Annotated in this window: 21 protein-coding genes and 1 pseudogene; 7 read left to right on the forward strand and 15 right to left on the reverse strand. The window is 63.9% G+C overall.

The window, feature by feature from the left end:
- Positions 1-75: 75 nt before the first annotated feature.
- Entirely contained in the window at positions 76-1,041 is a 966-nt protein-coding gene (locus WI560_RS21140; RefSeq protein ID WP_375304703.1) for a DMT family transporter, read from the forward strand.
- A 31-nt stretch (positions 1,042-1,072) separates the two neighbouring features.
- On the opposite strand, the gene WI560_RS21145 is transcribed toward WI560_RS21140, so the two are convergent.
- Positions 1,073-1,669 (reverse strand): TetR/AcrR family transcriptional regulator, encoded by a 597-nt coding sequence (locus WI560_RS21145; protein ID WP_375304704.1) that lies wholly within the window; start codon positions 1,667-1,669, stop codon positions 1,073-1,075.
- 136 nt (positions 1,670-1,805) lie between these two features.
- On the opposite strand from WI560_RS21145, the gene WI560_RS21150 reads away from it, so the two are divergent.
- Positions 1,806-2,204 (forward strand): RidA family protein, encoded by a 399-nt coding sequence (locus WI560_RS21150; protein ID WP_375304705.1) that lies wholly within the window; start codon positions 1,806-1,808, stop codon positions 2,202-2,204.
- Positions 2,205-2,224: 20 nt separating this feature from the next.
- Here WI560_RS21150 and WI560_RS21155 read toward each other — a convergent pair whose 3' ends face one another.
- A complete protein-coding gene (locus WI560_RS21155; RefSeq protein ID WP_375304706.1) occupies positions 2,225-3,196 on the reverse strand; it encodes a tripartite tricarboxylate transporter substrate binding protein BugD in 972 nt (323 codons plus the stop codon).
- A complete protein-coding gene (gene purQ, locus WI560_RS21160) occupies positions 3,193-3,894 on the reverse strand; it encodes a phosphoribosylformylglycinamidine synthase subunit PurQ (protein WP_375304707.1) in 702 nt (233 codons plus the stop codon). The genes WI560_RS21155 and purQ overlap by 4 nt, the downstream gene beginning before the upstream one ends.
- A gap of 177 nt (positions 3,895-4,071) precedes the next feature.
- Here purQ and WI560_RS21165 point away from each other — a divergent pair, with 177 nt between their 5' ends.
- Complete coding sequence (locus WI560_RS21165) at positions 4,072-5,088, forward strand: magnesium and cobalt transport protein CorA (RefSeq protein WP_375304708.1); 1,017 nt, start codon at positions 4,072-4,074, stop codon at positions 5,086-5,088.
- Positions 5,089-5,246: 158 nt separating this feature from the next.
- On the opposite strand, the gene purS is transcribed toward WI560_RS21165, so the two are convergent.
- Both purS and purC read right to left on the reverse strand, forming a co-directional pair.
- Complete coding sequence (purS, locus tag WI560_RS21170) at positions 5,247-5,489, reverse strand: phosphoribosylformylglycinamidine synthase subunit PurS (protein ID WP_063682443.1); 243 nt, start codon at positions 5,487-5,489, stop codon at positions 5,247-5,249.
- A gap of 13 nt (positions 5,490-5,502) precedes the next feature.
- Entirely contained in the window at positions 5,503-6,270 is a 768-nt protein-coding gene (gene purC / locus WI560_RS21175; RefSeq protein ID WP_173015815.1) for a phosphoribosylaminoimidazolesuccinocarboxamide synthase, read from the reverse strand.
- A 322-nt stretch (positions 6,271-6,592) separates the two neighbouring features.
- On the opposite strand from purC, the gene WI560_RS21180 reads away from it, so the two are divergent.
- On the forward strand, positions 6,593-6,916 hold the full coding sequence (locus tag WI560_RS21180) for a DUF1476 domain-containing protein (protein ID WP_239624998.1): 324 nt from the start codon (positions 6,593-6,595) through the stop codon (positions 6,914-6,916).
- Positions 6,917-6,932: 16 nt separating this feature from the next.
- On the opposite strand, the gene WI560_RS21185 is transcribed toward WI560_RS21180, so the two are convergent.
- The 8 genes from WI560_RS21185 to WI560_RS21220 form a co-directional block, all read right to left on the reverse strand.
- Complete coding sequence (locus WI560_RS21185) at positions 6,933-7,313, reverse strand: hypothetical protein (protein WP_375304709.1); 381 nt, start codon at positions 7,311-7,313, stop codon at positions 6,933-6,935.
- Positions 7,314-7,425: 112 nt separating this feature from the next.
- On the reverse strand, positions 7,426-7,914 hold the full coding sequence (gene cynS / locus WI560_RS21190; RefSeq protein ID WP_025037304.1) for a cyanase: 489 nt from the start codon (positions 7,912-7,914) through the stop codon (positions 7,426-7,428).
- Positions 7,915-7,930: 16 nt separating this feature from the next.
- On the reverse strand, positions 7,931-8,854 hold the full coding sequence (locus WI560_RS21195) for an ABC transporter ATP-binding protein (RefSeq protein WP_375304710.1): 924 nt from the start codon (positions 8,852-8,854) through the stop codon (positions 7,931-7,933).
- A 5-nt stretch (positions 8,855-8,859) separates the two neighbouring features.
- Positions 8,860-9,699, reverse strand: a complete 840-nt coding sequence (ntrB, locus tag WI560_RS21200) for a nitrate ABC transporter permease (protein ID WP_375304711.1) — start codon at positions 9,697-9,699, stop codon at positions 8,860-8,862.
- Positions 9,700-9,868: 169 nt separating this feature from the next.
- Complete coding sequence (locus tag WI560_RS21205; RefSeq protein WP_375304712.1) at positions 9,869-11,251, reverse strand: CmpA/NrtA family ABC transporter substrate-binding protein; 1,383 nt, start codon at positions 11,249-11,251, stop codon at positions 9,869-9,871.
- A 117-nt stretch (positions 11,252-11,368) separates the two neighbouring features.
- Positions 11,369-12,247 carry a sulfurtransferase gene (locus WI560_RS21210; protein ID WP_375304713.1) on the reverse strand — a complete coding sequence of 293 codons (879 nt, stop codon included), beginning with the start codon at positions 12,245-12,247 and terminating at the stop codon, positions 11,369-11,371.
- Between the two features lie 51 nt (positions 12,248-12,298).
- Positions 12,299-13,432: an acyl-CoA dehydrogenase family protein gene (locus WI560_RS21215; RefSeq protein ID WP_375304714.1), complete on the reverse strand. Its 1,134-nt coding sequence runs from the start codon at positions 13,430-13,432 to the stop codon at positions 12,299-12,301.
- A gap of 35 nt (positions 13,433-13,467) precedes the next feature.
- Positions 13,468-14,010: an OsmC family protein gene (locus WI560_RS21220; protein ID WP_257175433.1), complete on the reverse strand. Its 543-nt coding sequence runs from the start codon at positions 14,008-14,010 to the stop codon at positions 13,468-13,470.
- Between the two features lie 246 nt (positions 14,011-14,256).
- Between WI560_RS21220 and WI560_RS21225 the strand changes: the two genes are divergently transcribed.
- Positions 14,257-14,904: a TetR/AcrR family transcriptional regulator gene (locus tag WI560_RS21225; RefSeq protein WP_375304715.1), complete on the forward strand. Its 648-nt coding sequence runs from the start codon at positions 14,257-14,259 to the stop codon at positions 14,902-14,904.
- A 203-nt stretch (positions 14,905-15,107) separates the two neighbouring features.
- Here WI560_RS21225 and WI560_RS21230 read toward each other — a convergent pair whose 3' ends face one another.
- Complete coding sequence (locus tag WI560_RS21230) at positions 15,108-16,547, reverse strand: DUF1254 domain-containing protein (protein ID WP_375304716.1); 1,440 nt, start codon at positions 16,545-16,547, stop codon at positions 15,108-15,110.
- 74 nt (positions 16,548-16,621) lie between these two features.
- Here WI560_RS21230 and WI560_RS21235 point away from each other — a divergent pair, with 74 nt between their 5' ends.
- Positions 16,622-16,819, forward strand: coding sequence for a hypothetical protein (locus WI560_RS21235; RefSeq protein ID WP_375304717.1), 198 nt, complete (start codon positions 16,622-16,624; stop codon positions 16,817-16,819).
- A 488-nt stretch (positions 16,820-17,307) separates the two neighbouring features.
- Here WI560_RS21235 and WI560_RS21240 read toward each other — a convergent pair.
- Positions 17,308-18,503: pseudogene (locus WI560_RS21240) on the reverse strand (TrmJ/YjtD family RNA methyltransferase).
- Positions 18,504-18,845: 342 nt separating this feature from the next.
- Here WI560_RS21240 and WI560_RS21245 point away from each other — a divergent pair.
- Positions 18,846-20,060, forward strand: coding sequence for an NADP-dependent isocitrate dehydrogenase (locus WI560_RS21245; protein ID WP_257175440.1), 1,215 nt, complete (start codon positions 18,846-18,848; stop codon positions 20,058-20,060).
- Positions 20,061-20,095: the final 35 nt, after the last annotated feature.

The following is a 20,095-nucleotide window of genomic DNA, read 5'->3' on the forward strand; positions in this document are numbered from 1 at the left end:
CTCGGCGCCTTCCCTTTTCGCACGCCCTCGCCCACAGTCGGAGCGAGCGCTTGTGCGCCGGGGAGCAGGAACAAGGTGCCGCAGAGCACACCGTCGAGGGGTCGCACAGCGGCCTCCGCAGCATCGCCGTTGCCGTCCATGCCCGCCACCGGCGCGCGTAATTGGCGCGACTATGCGCTGCTGCTCGCACTCGCCTGCTGCTGGAGCTCGACCTATCCGCTGACCAAGTTGGCGCTTCCCGCCATCCCGCCCATCACCTTCATCTCAACGCGCTCGCTGATCGCGGCCGCCTTCCTGTTCGCGATCCTGTGGATGCGCGGCATCAAGGTCCCGACCGACGCCAGGGCGTGGAAGCTGTTCGCGACCCAGCAATTGATCAACTCGACCTTCCCGTTCCTGATCATCACCTGGTCGCAGCAATATGTGCCGGCCTCGAACACGGTGGTGCTGGCCTCGACGACGCCGATCTTCGCCTTCCTGATCACCTCGCTGATCACGCGGCACGAGCCGGCAACGCTGCTCAAGCTCGCGGGCGCGATTTTGGGGCTCGCCGGCACTGTCGCCATCGTCGGGCTCGATGCTCTGCATGGCCTTGGCAGCGAGATCGTGGCGGAGATCGCGATCCTGCTCGCCACCATCTCCTTTGCCTGCGCGACGATCTTCGGCCTCCGCCTGTCCGACTACGACCCGATGGTGGTGGCGGCCGGCTCGCTGCTGTTCGGCGGCCTCATCCTGCTGCCGCCCTCGCTGATCATCGACCAGCCCTGGACGCTGCACCCGACGCCGACCGCGATCGTCGCCACCATCGTCATGGGCATCGTCTCCAGCGCGCTGGGATTGATGCTGTTCTACGTCTGCCTCGGCCGGCTCGGCACGCTGACCACGAACGCGCAAGGCTATCTGCGCATCCCGATCGGCGTCGGCCTCTCCGTGCTGCTGCTCGGCGAGAGCGTGCCGTCGAACCTCGCGCTGGGGCTGCTGCTGGTGATGGCCGGCGTCGCGGCCATGACGGTGCCGGCGGAGCGGCTGAAGCTGCGCTAGCGGTGTCGGAACGTCCGGTCGCGGCGCGCAATCAGATCGCCTTACGCAGCAATCCGCTCGCCAACTCGCGAAACGCATCAACGGCCTTGTTCAATACGGATTTTGGATCGTCGGCCGCCGCAACCCATAAGGCGGCGCTGAGGGCGGCACCGTTGAGCAATCGCCCCGCCGCTTCGACATCGACCGGCTTCACCACGCCTTGTTCGATCAGCGACTCGATCGTTCGCATGGTGATGTCGAGGCAGGCATTCTCACCGGGCCATTTGGAGGGATCGCCGAGCACGGCGGGTCCATCCAGCAGCATGATGCGCTGGATCTCGGGATCGAGTGCCATTTCGATATAAGCGCTCCCCTCTGCGAGAAGGCCTTCCCACAAGCTGGGCGCGCGCTCGCGAACCACGCGCAGCCGCTCCGCCATTTCACCGTCGATCTGCTCGACGACGGCCCAGAGAAGCCCCTTCTTGTCTTCGAAGTTGTGATACAGCGCGCCCCGCGTCAGACCGACGGCGGCAGTGAGCTCGTCCATTGACGCGTCTGCATAGCCCTGCGTGGCAAATGCCGTGCGCGCGGCACGGATGAGCTTGGCCCGATTTTCCGCCATGGCCGCGGCGCGCTTTCCCTTGGCCATGCCCCTTGACCCTCTTGACATACGGCTCGTATGTGAACTATCTCTCACATACGAACCGTATCTGAAATTGCCGTGACGCGCCACCCGTCGAGCGCCCACGTCCTCCCCGCCCATTCATCGATTGAAAGGTCCTGCCATGCCCCAGCGAGAGGCAATCTTCCCCGCAAACCGCCACGCGCTATACCAAGTGCATCGGTACTCCGCGGCGATCCGCTCCGGCGACCTGCTGTTCGTGTCCGGCCAGGTCGGCAGCCGCGAGGACGGCTCGCCCGAACCGGTGTTCGAGGATCAGGTGCGGCGCGCGTTTGCCAATTTGCGTGCCGTGCTCGCGGCGGCCGGATGCACGTTGGACGATGTGGTGGACGTCACCACGTTCCACACCGATCCCGCCAACCAGATTGAAACGGTGATGGCTGTCCGCTCAGCCGAGATCGGTGAACCGCCCTATCCAAACTGGACCGCCGTTGGGGTGAATTGGCTGGCCGGGTTCGACTTCGAGATCAAGGCCATCGCCCGGATCCCTGCAGCTCAATGAGGCCTGTCGGGCTGGGCTATTTACTTGGCGTCGTCCGCCAGCATCTTCCGGTATTTTTCGACATCGCGCGTCACGAGCTGCTGTAGCAGCTCCGGCGCGTGCTCGTTGGCATCGGGCGCGACGGTCGACAGGTCGGCAAAGCGCTTCTTCACCGCGTCGGTCTCGACCGCCGTGCGCGCGGCGGCGTTCAGCTTGGCGATGACGGCCGGCGGCGTGCCCTTGGGCGCGAACAGGCCGTTCCAGCCCTGCGCTTCGAATCCGGGTAGGCCGGCCTCCGCGGAGGTCGGCAGATCCGGCAGCGTGGCGAGCCGCACGGTCGAGCCGACCACGAGCCCCTTCACCAGCTTGTCGTTGATCGACTGCGAGACCGAGGCGGCCGCGTCGCAGACGCCGTCGATCTGGCTGCCGACAGCGTCAGTCAGCGCGGGCGCGGCGCCGCGATAGCCGACCAGCGTCACGTCGATCCCGGCCGAGGTGACGAAGCTCTTGCAGATCAGATAGTTCGACGAGCCGACGCCGGCATGGCCGAGATTGATCTTGCCGGGATTGGCCTTGGCGTAGGCGATGAACTCCTTCAGGTCCTTGGCCGGAAAGTCCTTGCGCAGCGCGATGATGCCGAACGTCTTCGCCACCATGGCGATCGGCACGAAGGAATCAGGCGTGAACGGCAGCTTCGGATAGATCGTGTAGCTCGCGGCATTGGTGCCGGCATTGCCGATCGCGATGGTGTAGCCGTCGGGCTCGGCGCGCGAGGCGCGCGCCAGCGCGGTCGAGCCGCCGGCGCCGGCGACGTTCTCGATCACGATGGTCTGGCCGAGCGCGATGCCCATCTGCTCGGCCACCGCGCGCGCGATCACGTCCGAGGTACCGCCGGCCGCGAACGGCACGATCATGGTGATCGGACGCTTGGGATAGTCCTGGGCGAACGCGGCCGTCGCAAAGGCGACGGCGGCGACAGCGACCGAGAGCCGCTTCAGCGCGAACGCAATCACGCGGCCTTTTCCAGATGCTGGACCAGGCCGGCGAACAGGCCACGGCCGTCGGTGCAGCCCATGATGTCTTCGACGTGGTTTTCCGGATGCGGCATCATGCCGAGCACGTTGCCCTTGTCGTTGACGATGCCGGCAATCGAATGCGCCGCGCCGTTGATGTTGTTGAAATCGTCGACCTCGCCGGCGGCCGAGCAATAGCGATAGAGCACCCGCCCCTCGCCTTCGAGCCGCTTGATGGTCTCCTCATCCGCCTCGTAATTGCCCTCGCCATGGGCGACCGGCACGCGGATCACCTGGCCCGCATTGTAACCGCGGGTGAACGGGGTGTCGGAGCGCTCGACGCGCAGATGCACGTCGCGGCAGATGAATTTCAGCCGCGCGTTGCGCATCAGCACGCCCGGCAGCAGGCCGGATTCACAGAGTATCTGAAAACCATTGCAGACGCCGAGCACGAGGCCGCCCTTGGCCGCATAGTCGCGTACCGCGTCCATCACCGGCGCGCGGGCCGCGATGGCGCCACAGCGCAGATAATCGCCATAGGAGAAGCCGCCCGGCACCACCACGAGATCGGTGCCAGGAGGCAGCGACGTCTCGGCGTGCCACACCATCGCCGGCTCGGTGCCGGAGATCAGCCTCAGCGCACGCGCCATGTCGCGCTCGCGATTGATTCCGGGAAAGACGAGGATGGCGGCTTTCATGGCAGAGGTTCCGACGAGGCTGGGAATCCGGTTGGCCAACAGGCCATTTCGTGAAGAGACATAACCATTTGACGGGGATTTTACCAGTGCTAGCCTTCGCAGAGGGCCTTGTACACAGGCCATGCACTTCGGTCGGCGACGCGCCGCTCGGCCGATCGATTGCCCGGGATTGAAGCCATGAACGTCCCGTCGCTGCCCCCCTCCCCCGCCGAGCCGGTCTCCGCCGAGGGCGTCGTCGCGGCCGGCGCCTATGTCGACGGCCGGCGCGTTGCCAATATCGCGATCAGCGAGGCTTCGAGCTGGCGGGCCAAACCCGGGCATGTGGTCTGGATCGGGCTGCACGAGCCCGACATGGCGCTGCTCGGCGCGGTGCAGAAGCAGTTCGATTTGCACGACCTCGCGATTGAGGACGCCAACCACGCCCATCAGCGGCCGAAGATCGAGCAATATGGCGAGGCCCTGTTCATTGTCGCCCGCACCGCGCAACTGATCGAGGGACGCATTGCCTTCGGCGAGACCCACATCTTCGTCGGCGAAGGCTATCTGGTCTCGGTACGCCACGGCGCTTCGACCTCGTACGCGCCGGTGCGCGAGCGCTGCGAGAGCTGCCCACGGGCGCTGGCTCGCGGCGAGGACTACATCCTCTACGCCATCCTCGATTTCATCGTCGACAATTACTCGCCCGTGCTCGAGAGCATCCACGACGAGGTCGAGGACATCGAGGACGACGTGCTCTCCAAGCAGATCAGCAAGGCGCAGATCGAGCGGCTCTACATGCTGCGCCGCGACCTCTTACGGCTCAGGACTGCGATCGGCCCGCTGGTGGAGGTCTGCCGCCGGCTGGAGCATGACGAGCTGTCGATGGTGCGGAAGGCCATGCAGCCGCTGTTCCGCGACGTCACCGACCACGTTCGTAACATCCAGGAACGCATCGATTCCATGCGCGAGGTGCTGGCGTTCGCCTTCGAAGCGAGCCTTTTGGTCGGTCAGGCGCAGGAAACCGCGGTGTCCAAGAAGCTCGCGTCCTGGCTCGCCATCATCGCGGTCCCGACCGCGCTCGCCGGCATCTACGGCATGAACTTCAAGCACATGCCGGAGCTGGAATGGGAGTACGGCTATTTCGTGCTGCTCGGCGTGATGCTGACGGCATGCGGATCGCTGTATTGGCGGTTTCGCAGCGTGGGATGGCTGTGAGCAAAGCGTTCAGCCAGCGGCAGCTCAGCTAATAGACCCTCATGGTGAGGAGGCGCGCAAGCGCCGTCTCGAACCATGCAGGCCCAGCTCTTGCAGCTCGGCCTTCATCCTTCGAGACGCGCGCGAACAGCGCGCTCCTCAGGATGAGGAGTGGCAGCTCAGCCGATCAACTCCACCCGATAATTCTCGATCACGGTGTTCGCCAGCAGCTTGTCGGCGGCTTCCTTCAGCGCGGCTTCCGCCTTGGCCTTGTCGGCGCCCGCGAGCTCGATGTCGAACACCTTGCCCTGGCGGACGCTGGCGACGCCGTCGACGCCGAGCGACTTCAGCGCGCCTTCGATGGCCTTGCCCTGCGGATCGAGGATGCCCGTCTTCAGGGTAACGGTGACACGTGCCTTCACGTCAGGATCCTCTTCAGCTCTTCACCAGCACCGGGCCGGAGCCCTGCGGACGCTCGTTCTCCATGAGGATGCCGAGACGCTTTGCAACTTCCGTATAGGCTTCCAACAGACCGCCGAGGTCACGGCGGAAGCGGTCCTTGTCGAGCTTCTCGTTCGACTTGATGTCCCAGAGACGGCAGCTGTCCGGCGAGATCTCGTCGGCGACGATGATGCGCATCATCTCGTTCTCGAACAAGCGGCCGCACTCCATCTTGAAGTCGACGAGGCGGATGCCGATGCCGAGGAAGAGGCCGGTGAGGAAGTCGTTGACGCGGATGGCGAGCGCCATGATGTCGTCGATCTCCTGCGGCGTCGCCCAGCCGAAGGCGGTGATGTGCTCTTCCGACACCATGGGGTCGTTGAGCTGGTCGTTCTTGTAATAGAATTCGATGATCGAACGGGGCAGCTGGGTGCCCTCCTCGATGCCGAGGCGCTGCGACAGCGAGCCGGCGGCGACGTTCCGAACCACCACCTCGAGCGGCACGATCTCGACCTCGCGAATCAACTGCTCGCGCATGTTGAGGCGGCGGATGAAATGGGTCGGCACCCCGATGTCGTTGAGGTGCTGAAACAGGTACTCCGAGATCCGGTTGTTGAGGACACCCTTGCCCTCGATCACCTGATGCTTTTTCGCATTGAACGCGGTGGCGTCGTCCTTGAAGTGCTGGATCAGGGTACCGGGCTCCGGGCCTTCATAGAGAACCTTTGCCTTGCCTTCATAAATGCGACGCCGACGGCTCATGGGGATGTACCGTGTTTTGTTGAAATCCATGTATTTGGTGTGCTCCGATTACCAGGATTTACGACCCACAGCGGAGCTGCCGTGAACAGCCCGGAACCCATCCATAAACCCTTGGAAACAGAACGGGAACCAAGCCTTCAGGCAACCTATCCGATTGGCTGTCCGAGCACAATCGATCCGGCCGTCCGGCGCCAACTTATACCGTCTTGCCTGCGGCTTAACGGCCCGTTGTTTTGCCGATTCGTGCTATCTATGTAGGCATGCAGCCGGGGCGCCGCAACGGAAGGCTCCCGCGCCATTCAGCAGGGATTTGGAACAAGGCATGAGCGAGTTCGACAAGCGCCAGGAAGGCTTCGAGAAGAAATACGCCCTCGACGAGGAGCAGAAGTTCAAGGCGGAGGCCCGCCGCAACCGGCTGCTCGGGCTGTGGGCGGCGGAAAAGCTCGGCATGTCCGGCGATGCCGCCACCGCCTATGCCAAGGAAGTGGTCGCTGCCGACTTCGAGGAGGCCGGCGATGCCGACGTCGTGCGCAAGCTGGCGGCCGATTTCGCCGCCAAGAACGTCGCGGTCACCGAGCAGGCGATTCGCGCCAAGATGAGCGAGCTGCTCGCGGTGGCCGCCGCCGAGGTGAAGGCGGGGAAATAGACCCCGCCTTGCGCTTCTATTTCAGCGTGATCTGAAAGGCCATCGAGCCGCTGATATTGAAGCCCTCCGTTTGTTGAGGTCCGAATTGCCGGTTGACGTTGGTGTTGACCGACTCCATCCGGCAATCGCGGGCTAGCACCTCGCGCAGGATATCGCATTCGCGCGCGGCCATCTCGTAGACCGCGCGGCGCGCCCGTTCCCGCAGCTTCTGGGCCTCTTCGCTGTCGCCGCTCGGACCAGCGACGAAGAAGTTGATCGACGTCTGCACACGGACCGGTCCGTCCTGCCGTAACCCACCACTCCCCAGTTCGGCGCGGCCGAGCGACTGAGCCGTGGCGGAGGCAGTCATGATAGACAGGGCAGTGCCTGCGGAAACGAGGAGCGAGCGAACTTTCATAACATTTACCTGTGGTTGAAGTGACGCCGCTTGCTAGCTCTCAGAGGTTGCGATCAGGCAAACTCTGAATTGCAAACAGCGCGCCGTCGCTTCACCACCGGTTAACCGCTACTCACTCCTCCTTGAAACCGTACTCCGGCACGTTGCCGCTGGCGCCGTAATATTTGTACGGCAGGAATTTGCCGCTCATGGTGATCTTGACGCGGTCGCCCTTGGGGTTGGCGACGCGCTCGATCCCCATGTCGAAGTCGATCGCCGACATGATGCCGTCGCCGAACTCCTCCTCGATCAGCGCCTTCCAGGCCGGACCGTTCACCATCACCATCTCGTAGAAGCGGTAGATCAGCGGATCGGTCGGCGGCATCGGCGTGCCGGTCCCGCGCATCGGCACTTCGTTGAGCATCGCAACTTCCGCCTTCGACAGGCCGAACAGCTCGCCGGCATTGGCGGCCTGCGGCTTGGTCAGCTTCATCTGGCCCATGATCGCGCCGACGATCAGCACCTCGGAATAGCCGCCGATCTTCTCGCAGATGTGCTTCCAGCTCCAACCCTTCTCGCGCTTGATGTCGAGCAGCTTCTCGGTGAGGTCTTCGCGTTTCATTTGGAGGTCTCCTTGGTTAGGCACTTAATCCGGGGCTGGTCCCGGGCATCCACGTTTGCCGAGGCTCATCGCTGGCAGCCGCGACCGTCAGTCCCGGCTTGCCGATCTGCACCAGCGGCACGTTGCGTGGATCGTGATCGGGCGTCTCAGTCGTGAAGGTCTTGCTGCGCGTCACCAGGAAATCGATGATGTGGTTGCGCAGCGCGTAGTACAGCGGATGGCGGTGCAGATCGGTGCGGCCGCGATCCCGCGGCAGCGGGTTCTCGACTACCTCGGCAAGCACCGCGCCGGGACCGTTGGTCATCAGGAAGATCTTGTCGGCAAGATAGATCGCCTCGTCGACGTCGTGGGTGATCATGAACGCGGTCTGCCCGGTCTCGAGGCAAATGCGCCGCACCTCGTCCTGCAGCGTGCCGCGCGTCAGCGCGTCGAGCGCCGAGAACGGCTCGTCCATCAGCATCATCTTCGGCGTGATCGACAGCGCTCGCGCGATGCCGACGCGCTGCTTCATGCCGCCCGACAGTTCAGACGGCCGCTTGTGCTCGGAGCCCGAAAGACCGACGAGATCGACGAAGCGCTGCGCATGTGCCTTGACCTTGGCACGGTCCCAGCTCCGCCATTTCGAGCTGACGGCGTAGGCGACGTTGCCGAGCACGGTGCGCCAGGGCAGCAGCGCATGGCTCTGGAAGATCACGGCGCGGTCGAGGCTGGTGCCGGAGATGGCCTGGCCGTCGACGATGACCGCGCCCTCGCTCGGCGCATCGAGCCCGGCGAGAATGTTGAGCACCGTGGTCTTGCCGCAGCCGGAATGGCCGATCACGCAAGCAAACTCGCCGCGCGGCATCGACAGCCAGAGATTCTCGAACACAGTGGTCGTGGCACCGCCCGCGCCGGGATAGCGCTTGGCGATGGCTTCGATGGAGATGAACTTGTCGGTCACTTGCCCTACTCCGGAAACGTGACCATGCGCGTGAACCGCGCCAGGATCTGGTCGAGCAGCATGCCGACGACCCCTATCAGCAGGATCGCGATGATGACGTTGGTGATCGAGAGGTTGTTCCACTCGTTCCAGACGAAATAGCCGATGCCGGTGCCGCCGACGAGCATCTCGGCGGCGACGATGACGAGCCAGGCGATGCCGATCGAGATGCGCATGCCGGTCAGGATCGTCGGCGCCGCTGCGGGCAGGATCACGGTGAAGGCGCGCCTGACGGTGCCGACCTCGAGCGTGCGCGCGACGTTGATCCATTCCTTGCGCACGCTGGCGACGCCAAACACGGTGTTGAGCAGCATCGGCCAGATCGAGCAGATGAAGATGACGAAGATCGCCGAGACCGAGGAATCCTTGATGGTGTAGAGCGCGAGCGGCATCCAGGCCAGAGGCGAGATCGGCTTCAGCACCTGGATGAAGGGATCGAGCGCCTTGCTCAGCAGCGGCGACATGCCAATCAGGAAGCCGAGCGGGATCGCGACCAGCACCGCCAGCAGATAGCCGGTGCCGACGCGCGCGATGGAATAGCCAAGCTGGATGCCCAGCCCCTTGTCGTTCGGTCCGTTGTCGTAGAACGGACGCTTCAGATGCTCCCAGAGCTTGGCGCCGACATCGAGTGGCCCGGGCATGGCGGATTTGCCTTGCGTCGCAGTCAGGCCCATCAGCTTGGCATATTCCGGGCTCATCGTCGCCGCGGTGCCGGTCGAGCGCGTGGCGAGGTGCCAGATCCCGAGAAACGCAGCGAGCAGCACGATGGAAACGAGGCCGGCGCGGAGACGGAGGGAGGATGTCATATGGCGCGATCTCTCCGCATGTCGTCCCGGCGAACGCCGGGACCCATAACCACAGGACGACATTTGGCGAAGACCGGTCGTTCGGTATTGCGACCTACCGCGATCGATAGATCACGTGGTATGGGTCCCGGCGTTCGCCGGGACGACGCTGGGGAGAGAGTGCCGTCCATCATGACGACTTCCTGATCTTGAAGCTCGCCACGTAATCCTCCGGCTTGGCCGGATCGAAGTTCTTGCCCATCACCGCGAAGGATTTGTAGGCGGTCGCGGGCGGCGACAGGCCCATCTCGGTCATCAGTTTCTTGGTGTCGGTGGCGAGATACACCTGCTCGGCCACGGCCTTGTAGTCGACGTCGCCCTTGATCTGGCCCCAGCGCTTCATCTGCGTCAGCATCCAGACCGCAAAGGACTGCCAGGGGAACGGATCGAAATCGACGCGCTTGGCGTCGGTCTTCACGCCGCCGAGGCCATCGGCATAGGTGCCGGTCAGGACCTGCTCCAGCACGGTGACCGGCGCGTTGATGTAATTGGCCGGCGCGATCGCCTCCGCGATCTGCTTGCGGTTCTCCGCCTTCGACGCGTAAGCCGTGGCATCGACGATGGCCCGCGTCAGCGCCGCAAAGCTGTTCGGCGCAGTCGTGATGAACTCGCGGCTGGCGGCGAAGCTGCAGCAGGGATGGCCGTCCCAGATCTCCTTCGACAACAGGTGCATGAAGCCGACGCCGTCATAGATCGCGCGCTGGCAGATGTTGTCGGGCGCGAGGAAGCCGTCGATGTTGTCGGCACGCAAATTCGCCACCATCTCCGGCGGCGGCACCGAGCGCAACTGCACGTCGGTATCGGGGTCGAGGCCGTGCTCGGCGAGATAATAGCGCAAGAGGTAATTGTGCATGGAATAGTCGAAGGGGATGGCGAACTTCATGCCCTTCCAGTCCTTCGGATCGCGCTTGTCCTTGTGCTTCATGGCAAGCGTGATGCCCTGCCCGTTGATGTTCTCGATTGCGGGCACTGCGAACGGAATGGCGTTGGCACCCAGGCCGAGCGAGATCGCGATCGGCATCGGCGCCAGCATGTGGGCGGCGTCGTATTCCTTGTTGATGGTCTTGTCGCGGATCACGGCCCAGCCCGCGGTCTTGACCACCTCGACGTTGAGACCGTGCTTGGAATAGAAGCCGAGCGGAGCCGCCATGATGATCGGCGTGGCGCAGGTGATCGGGATGAAGCCGACCTTGAGATCCTTCTTCTCGGGCGCGCCCGCTTGCGCAAACACCTCGGTTGCCGTCTTGAGCGGGAAAAACTGCGACAGTGCCGCGAGCGCAGTCGACGCGCCCACGGACTTCAGGAAAGCACGCCGCGCCACGTCCTGCGGAAACATCGCGCGCATCACCGCGGAGGCGACCACGCCCTCGTAGCGCTTCTCTTCACTCTCGGCAGGGTCGCAGCGCAAGGCCGAAGCCGCCTGCTCGTGCTCCTGCGCCGAACGGTGCTGGCCGCACACGCAACCGGCCTGGAGATTGCGGTCGGAGTCAAACGGATCGTCGAACGTGGACATGCTGCTGCGCCCCTTTGTCACATCGCGCGGCGAACGCCGTTGTCCGCCGCGTCGGCTCAAACTCCATCGTGGTCCGGCCAAGCCTTGCGCAGCCGGACCACGAAAAACATGCAGGTTCTATGCCGCCTTGCCTGTTACCTGGGCAGCCACCGGCAGGCCCTGCTCGATCGGCAGCGACGGATCGCGCGACCATTCGTTCCAGGAGCCGAAATACATCCGCACGTCCTTCACGCCGGCGTTCTTCAGCGCCAGGAACGTGTTCGAGGCGCGCGCCCCCTTGAAGCAATACAGGTACACGGGTGTGCTTGGCGTGATGCCGACGGTGGCGCATTCCGCCAGGATCTCGTCCTTGGACTTGAAGCGCGGACCCTCGGCGGTCGGCTTCATCATCCGGTACCATTCCAGCCACACCGCGCCGGGGATGCGGCCCTTGCGCGGGCAGAAATCCTTGCCGTAGGGAGACGAGCTGTCGCCGATCCACTCGTCGACGTCGCGCACGTCGAGGATGGCGATGCCGGGCTTGCCGACCGCGGACAGCATGGTCTTGGCATCGATCAGGATCTCGCCGGCCTCGGGCACGATCGCGAAAGAGGCCTTTGCCGGCGTCGGCACATCCTTCGTCACCGGAAGACCCGCGGCGGTCCAGGCATCGAAGCCGCCATGCAGCACCTTGACCTTGGGATAGCCGAGCATGGTGAGGAGATAGTAGCCGCGGCAGGACTGGCCGAAGCCGGAATTCATCGACTGCTCGTAGATCACCGCCGTCTCCTTGCCGGAGAGGCCGGCGGCACCGAAGGCGTCGGCGAACTTGGTCTTCAGCTCGCTGATGCCCTCGGGCGTCGAGGTCGCGAGGAACGTGAATATCTCATGCACGTTCACGGCATTGGGCAGGTGCCCGGCGGCATAGGCGTCGGGATTGCGGGTGTCGATCACGACACACGGCTCCGTCTTCAAGAGATCGGCAAGTTCGCTGGCAGAGATCAGAACGTCCGTCATTGGCAGCCTCTCCGTTGAGGTTAAGTGGTCTTCTGGGGTGGACTCGTGAGCTCAGGAATCAGCGAGCATCTTGCGCAGCTGCTTGGTGGCCGGCGTGACGATCGCGATAAAATAGGCCTCGCGCAGGCGCCGCTGCGCGCGATGGCCCTTCAAATAGCCGCGCGCGCCACAATGCAGCATCGCCGCATGCGCCGCCGCGACGCTGGCTTCGCCGGCGCGCAAGCGCAGCGCGATCACCTGGCGCCAGTAGGTCTCCTCCTCGTTGTAGGGGTCGCGCGCCAGCGCCATGGTCTCGGCCTCGATCTCGGCGGCGAGATCGTCGAAATCCACCGGCTGCTGCGGCAGATAGCGGTTGATATGACCGAGCGGACCATCAACCTCGCCCATGATGTTGATGCAGTCCTTGATGAGGCCGAGCGCCATGCCGGCTTGCAGCAGGATGAAGCCGGCGCGGATCTTCTTGACGAAGGGTCCGGCGGGATCGGCGAGGATCAGCTCGTCCGGCACGAAGACGTCGCGGAACTGCACACCATAAGTGCCCGTGCCGTCCATGGCGAGGAACGGCTTGCACGGGGTCAGGGTGATCGCGGGATCCGAGCAATCGGCCAGGAACATCACAGTGCCAGGCTCGCCGCTTGCGGCGCCAGCGTCGTCCTCACGCTCGAAGATCGTACCGAAATAATGGTCCGGGCCGAGATTGGAGACCCAGGGCAGCGCGCCGCGCACGATATAGCCGCCCTCGACCTTGCGCCCCTTCAGCTTGAGCTTCTCGATGCCGAAGAAGCTCTTCATCGGGTTGGAGAGCCCGGTGCCGCCGAGCACTCGGCCGGTCGAGAACGCATCGCCGAAGCGTTTCGCCAATTTCATATTGGTCGAGTTGGCGGCGTACCAGACCAGCGTGTCCTGGCACCAGGCCATGAAGGCGGTCGCCCCGCAGACCTCGCCGATCGCCGCCATCGTCTGGATGGCGCAGCGCAGATCGGCGGGACCTTCGTGGGGCACGTGACTGCCCCAGGCGCCGACCTCGCCGAACTTGCGCAGCACCTCGACCGGATAGACCGAACCGTCGTCGATGCCGGCGGCGAGCGGAGCGAGCTGCTCCCGCGCGATCCGCGCCACCTCGCCTGCAATGGACGGTGCGGGCTGATCCAGAACGTCGACCCGCGATAAAGCCAGTGAACCCATGATCGTCTCCCGCACCTTGTCCTGATTGCCGCCTGCTAGATGCCGACCTCGAGATTGACCGGCCGGGTGAAGGTGTTGGCAACCGGCGACCATTTCTTCACATGCGCGACCAGCGCGTTGATCTCGTCCTGCGCGATGCCCTCGCATTCCATGTCGACCTTGACGCGAACGTCGGTGAAGCCGACCGGCTTGTCCGAGGTGTCGCCGGTGCCCCAGACCGCGGTGATGTTGAGGTCGCCTTCGAGTTCGAGCTCGAGCTTGTTGACGATCCAGCCGCGATGCACGGCGTTGGCGTGCAGGCCGACCGCGAGGCAGGAGCCGAGCGCGGCGAGCGAGGCTTCCGACGGATTGGGCGCGGTGTCGTCGCCGAGCAGCCCCGGCGGCTCATCGACGATGTAGGGCGGCAGATTGCGGATGTAGTTGGCGTGGCGGAATTTTCCTTCCGCGACCGTCTTGCACTTCAAGGTCTTGACCACCTTCGGATTCGCCTTGCCGTTGGCGATCAGCTGCTCGAGCCCATTCTTGTCGATGGGCGCGAGGCACCCCGTCAGCACTGTCTTTTGAACGACCGCAGTCATCGTCTTCTCCCTGGCAGAAGTGGAAATCGGCAGGATACCGAACGGTCTGTTTCCTTGCATGGAGCGTGCCAGGACCAGCCAGAAAGCGAAAAGCGAAGCATTGGAGCCGCTTAGCGTCGCGACCAGGGGATCGATCAGCCCCCTCCTGCCCAAAGGCGGAGCAGATGCTTAAGCGGATGCGAATCTTTTCAGCGCCAACCAGATGCGGCTTGCTGATGTGATGCAGCTGCGATTAAGTTGCAGCTTATGGCAAAGACGTCATCGAAGAAGACCTCGCCCCACGCCGCCACCGGCGACGACGAATCCGCGCGCGGGCGCCTGCTCAGCGCCGCGTCGCATCTATTCTGCAAGAACGGAATCAACGCCACCGGCATCGATGCGATCATCGAGGAGGCCGGCACCGCGAAGACCACGCTCTACAAATTGTTCGGCTCCAAGACCAATCTCGTCAACGCGGTGCTGGAAAGCGAAGGCAAGCAGTGGCGCGAATGGTTCATCGCCGCCATGGAGCAAGGCGGCGGCGACGCGCAGGCCAAGCTGACGCGCATCTTCCCGGCGCTGAAGAGCTGGTTCGCCGAAGAGCGGTTCTACGGCTGCCCCTTCATCAACGCGGTCGGCGAGCACGACAAGGACGCAAAACAGTTTCGCAACATCGCGCTGAAGCACAAGAAGATCGTTCTCGGCCACATCGAGAAGCTCGCCGGCGAGCTCGGATCGAGCGAGCCCGCCGTGCTCGCGCACCAGCTCGGCCTCCTCATCGACGGCGCCATCGTCGCGGCCATGATCTCGCGCGACCCGGGCGTCGCCGATACGGCGGCACTCACGGCGGGTCCCCTGCTCGGGCAGGCCAAAGCAAAGAAGAAGCGGGCGGCGGATCAGCTGGAGACGGTGTGATCGTCTCATCCGTAGCCCGCATGCGCGCAGCGAGATGGGGGAACGCCGTCCCGGATATCGCTTCGCTCATCCGGGCTACGAGGATTTCATAGAGCCCCAAAAGCACGATGGGATCAGGTTTGATCGCACTCCCTCTCCCGCAAGCAAGCGGCAGACGTTGCACCGAGCCCTTGGCAAACGATTCAACCTGAAGCCATTCCGCTTTAGCTGCTCGTCACCACCCGGACGGGAGGCGGCTTCCAGGTCCCGTTGATGATCGAGGGCGACTTCTCGTTGGGCCAGTACATCCGCAGCATCAGCACGAACTTGCCGGCGGGTGCGGGAAGCCAATTGCTCTCCCTGCCGGGCCCCGGGTTGTCCTTCTGGATGTAGAGATCGACTGAACCATCCGGATTGGCTTTGAGGTTCTGGCGGGCGCTGATGGACTGGCGATTAATCGGATTGGCGACGAAGAAATAGTTCTCGTCATAGATCGTCAGTGACCAGAAGCCGCCGACCGGAGGAAGCTGCCCCTTGGGAAACCGCATGACGTACTTGTTGCTGCCGACATACTCCTTCCCGTCGGCATCCTTCTGGGATGTCGGATAGCACGCATCCTGAATCCGGTTGGCGCCAAGTCCGATGGCGGTGACGAGGGCGCGGTTGAAGTAATTGGTGCCGTAGACGCCCGCTTCGGCGTCGAAGGCCCAGCCGTTGACGTTCCTGATCGCCTTGTTGACCTTGAACTGGAGCATGATGCGGTCGAATGCCACCTGGGGGACCCGCTTGGCGAAGGCAGCATCGAACTTGCCCGCGTCGAAATCCCTGCCGGGGACGAGACCGATCTTCGCGAATTTGGCAACCTCAGGCGCATCCGCGGCGGCCGGCGGATTGCGTTTCATCAATTGCGCGAGAAGCGTGAAATAGGCGACGGCGTCCATACGATTGACCTGGTCGCGAACGGCCGTCTTCATGTCGATCGACGCATCGGCCTTGCCTGCCGGGGGCGTGTAGGACTTGCCGTAGGCGCTGAGAGGGAAGAGCTTGAACTCGTCCTGTGCCGCATGCACGGCCGCGTAGTCTTCCGGCGTGCCGGTGCAGTAAATCCGGCCCAGAATCCACACCATGCTCGTAGGCGATTTGTATTCCTTGATGCCGGCGGGAAGCGTTCCTTTCCAGCCCGGGCCGGTGATCGCGTAGGTCTGCGCCTTGGTGCCGGTGGTGCGTTTGCCCGGCATCTGGAAGACGTTGGTCCAGCCATCCAGCATCGGAAACAGGAAGTAGCGGTCCTTCATGTCGGGCATGCTCAGGATCCAGGGCTCGTCTCCGACGTCGACCCAGGCGGTCGTGTAGAGGGTGTCGGCATTGGGCGCCGTGACATCCTTGAAGCTGGCATCCGGATACTTGCGCACCTTGACGAACTGGCCCATCGGCCCGCGCGTGCTTTCCACCGTCGCGACGTTCGTCATAACCCGCCGGGTCATTTCCATCGTCACGAGCGGATAGCCGTAGATATAGGCGTCCTGGGCGAGCCAGAAATCTTCGCCGCCTTCCAGGGCCCTGACGACAGGACCGTCAAATTCGGCGCGTGCTATGCGGGACATCGCAAGCGCCGACACGGCGGCGCTGAAGGCAGCAAGTGCTTGGCGACGGCTGATCGACATCTCGAACCCTCCCTGTGCGCTCAAAGCGTAGGCGGCGGGGTTCCCCGTTCTTTGACATGTATCAAGGAAGATGGATGGTGCGCGGCGCCGGGCCCACCTCGGCATCGGTGAGCCGTTCATACGTTTGGGATGAGGCACGCACGGCTGCGGTTCGCGATTGCTTCGGCGTCAAGCCGACCATTTTGCGTCTCGAACCATTCGACGACGATGAACAGCGTCAGTTGTTTTCGGCGCCGATGAAAAAATCGCAGGCCGGAAAAATCCTTCGATAATCTCGCCCGCTATGCTGCGCGAGGAAATTATCAGAAGGATGCCGGCGGAGCTTACCGGCAGGATTGACGTTTACGTGTTCGATGTATCGCGCGAGAAGGTTGCCAAGCGCAATAAGGGGACGGTTAAAGTAGCGAAGCCTCGCAAGACAAGTCGCGCAAATTCAGCCGCTTCCGCAAAGCCCCGCACTAAGGTCGCGAAGAATGCAAAGTCGGGGGCTCCTGCGGGCCGCTTGAAAAAGGGAATCTCCAAAGTGGCAAGCAATACGGCGGCTAAGAAAGGAGCAGGTACTGGAGGCAAGCGCATCAGAAAGCCTCCGTTGGGCGCTCAAAGACCAGCGGCGACCCGGGAAAAAGAAGTAGGTCTAACAAACACGTAAGGCGCGAAGGCTAGGTCGCTAGCTTTGCGCTAGATGAACCCGCTGCTCGTCGGAAAGCGTCTTGCCGACCACTTGGGGCCCGCGCTTGGCGCTGCCCCAAGGCAAAGCTCCCTACGAGGCCCCCATCATCCCGGCAAGCCGCACCAGCTCCGCCTCCAGATCGCGCTCCACATCCACTGCCCGGATGTCGAGCACGCGATAGTCCCGCGCCTCGAGCCAGCTCCGCCGGCTCGCACGGTCGGCGGCGATCGCCTCGCCCTCGCCCGGGTTGACCAGCTCGATCGCGATCCGGTGCGGGAAGGAGACAAAGTCCGGGATGTGGCGCCCCACGGGAGTCTGCCGCTTGAACCCGCCTGCGAAGCGGCGGTCGCGGGTCAGCGCCTGCCACAGCAGGCGCTCGGCGTCGGTGGGGTTGCGGCGGAGCAGGCGGGCAAGGCCGCGCACGGTCGAGCCGCTGTCGGGCACGCCGCCGCCCTGCCAGTGTTCGGCCAGCAACGCGCGCAGGCGCGTGGCCTGCTCGCCGTCGAGCACGCCGCCCTTGGCCGGGCCCTTGCGCCCCTCCGCGATCGCCATGATCACGCCGTGCAGCGTGTGCATGTCCTGCTTGGTCGGCTCCATCCGGGTGAAGATGTTGCGCAGGTTCACCAGCATGGTGTCGCGCTTCTCGGCCGGGCGCAGGAATTCGACCTTGTCAAGCTCGCGCACGAGGTTGTCGAAGAAGGCCTGCATCTGGTGCTGCGAGGCGCGCTCGGATCTTTCAGGCATGGCGTGCGGCAGCTCGCCCGAGGTTATCCGCTTGAACCATTCATAGCCGACCAGCAGCACGGCCTGGGCGAGGTTGAGCGAGGCGAAGCCCGGATTGACCGGGAAGGTGATGATGCGGTTGGAGAGCCCGACCTCCTCGTTGGTCAGCCCCCAGCGCTCGCGGCCGAACAGGATACCGGCCTTGCCTCCCGTGGCGATGTGCCCGGATATTTCGGCGGCTGCCGCTTCGGCCCGACCACGGGCTTGGCCTGGTCGTGCGGGCGCGCGGTGGTGGCGAACAAGAGGTCGAGGTCGGCGACGGCTTCCTCCACCGTGCCGAACAATTCGACCTTCTCCAGAATGTGGTCGGCGCCGGCGGCGGCGCGCTGGGCGGCGATGTTGGGCCAGCCGTCCCTGGGGTTGACGATGCGCAAGCGGCTCAGGGCGAAATTGCCCATGGCGCGTGCGGCCATGCCGATGTTCTCGCCGAGCTGCGGCTCGACCAGGATCACGATGGGACCGTCGAGGGAAAGTCCCGCCTTGCTCTTGTCAGTCCCCGACATCTCGCTTCGCTTTCACTCTCAAGGCCTTGGCAAGGCGCTCTCAGGAATTGATTCAGGCCGGCCTTTCAGGCTCGCGTTGGGCCGGCCGGGTTGTCCGCCCGTCGTTTGCCTGTCCTGACGAAATTCTCAAGGGAAATAACGGGTTGGATTCGACTTTTGAATCGCGCCTGAAACCTCGTCCCTGCCGGTCCGGCGCGGCCCGACCTTGCTCCCCATCCGTGGGGGCTGGATCGGCTAAAAGTGCATAATCCCTTGGCTTTCGCCCGGTGCTATCAGGTGCTAAGAGGCGGCGGATATTCACGTGGCGCCGATGGCGCCGTTCCCAAGAGGGCTTCCCCGATCATGGCAAAAATCAAGGTATCCAATCCCGTCGTCGAGCTCGATGGCGACGAGATGACCCGGATCATCTGGCAGTACATCAAGGACAAGCTGATCAACCCGTTCCTGGATGTCGAGCTGCTCTATTTCGACCTGGGCATGGAGTACCGCGACCACACCAACGATCAGGTCACCATCGACGCGGCCGAGGCCATCAAGAAGGTCGGCGTCGGCGTCAAGTGCGCCACCATCACCCCGGACGAGGCCCGGGTGAAGGAGTTCAACCTCAAGCAGATGTGGAAGTCGCCGAACGGCACCATCCGCAACATCCTCGGCGGCGTGATCTTCCGCGAGCCGATCATCTGCAAGAATGTGCCGCGCCTGGTTCCGGGCTGGACCAAGCCGATCATCATCGGCCGCCACGCCTATGGCGACCAGTACCGCGCCACCGACATCAAGTTCCCGGGCAAGGGCACCCTCTCGATGAAGTTCGTCGGCGAGGACGGCACCGTGATCGAGAAGGAGGTGTTCAAGGCCCCCGGCGCCGGCGTCGCCATGGAGATGTACAATCTCGACGATTCCATCGTTGACTTCGCCCGTGCCTCCTTCAATTACGGCCTGCTGCGCGGCTACCCGGTCTACCTGTCGACCAAGAACACGATTCTGAAGGTCTATGACGGCCGCTTCAAGGACATCTTCCAGGACATCTTCGACCGCGAGTTCAAGAAGGAGTTCGACGCCAAGGGCCTGACCTACGAGCACCGCCTGATCGACGACATGGTGGCCTCGGCGCTGAAATGGTCCGGCGGCTATGTCTGGGCCTGCAAGAACTACGACGGCGACGTGCAGTCCGATACGGTCGCGCAGGGCTACGGCTCGCTCGGCCTCATGACCTCGGTGCTGCTCACCCCCGACGGCAAGACGGTGGAAGCGGAAGCTGCTCACGGCACGGTGACCCGCCACTACCGCGAGCACCAGAAGGGCAAGGAGACCTCGACCAACTCGATCGCCTCGATCTTCGCCTGGACGCGAGGCCTCGCCCACCGCGCCAAGCTCGACAACAATGCCGAGCTCGCCAAGTTCGCCAACACGCTGGAGAAGGTCTGCGTCGACACCGTCGAGGCCGGCTACATGACCAAGGACCTCGCGCTCCTGGTCGGCGCCGACCAGCGCTGGCTCTCGACCACCGGCTTCCTCGACAAGGTCGCCGAGAACCTCGGCAAGGAATTGGCGGCGTAAGCTGCCAACCAGATCGTCATTGCGAGCGCAGCGAA

The organism is Bradyrhizobium sp. A11 (genome assembly GCF_042077125.1).
GTDB lineage: Bacteria > Pseudomonadota > Alphaproteobacteria > Rhizobiales > Xanthobacteraceae > Bradyrhizobium > Bradyrhizobium japonicum_B.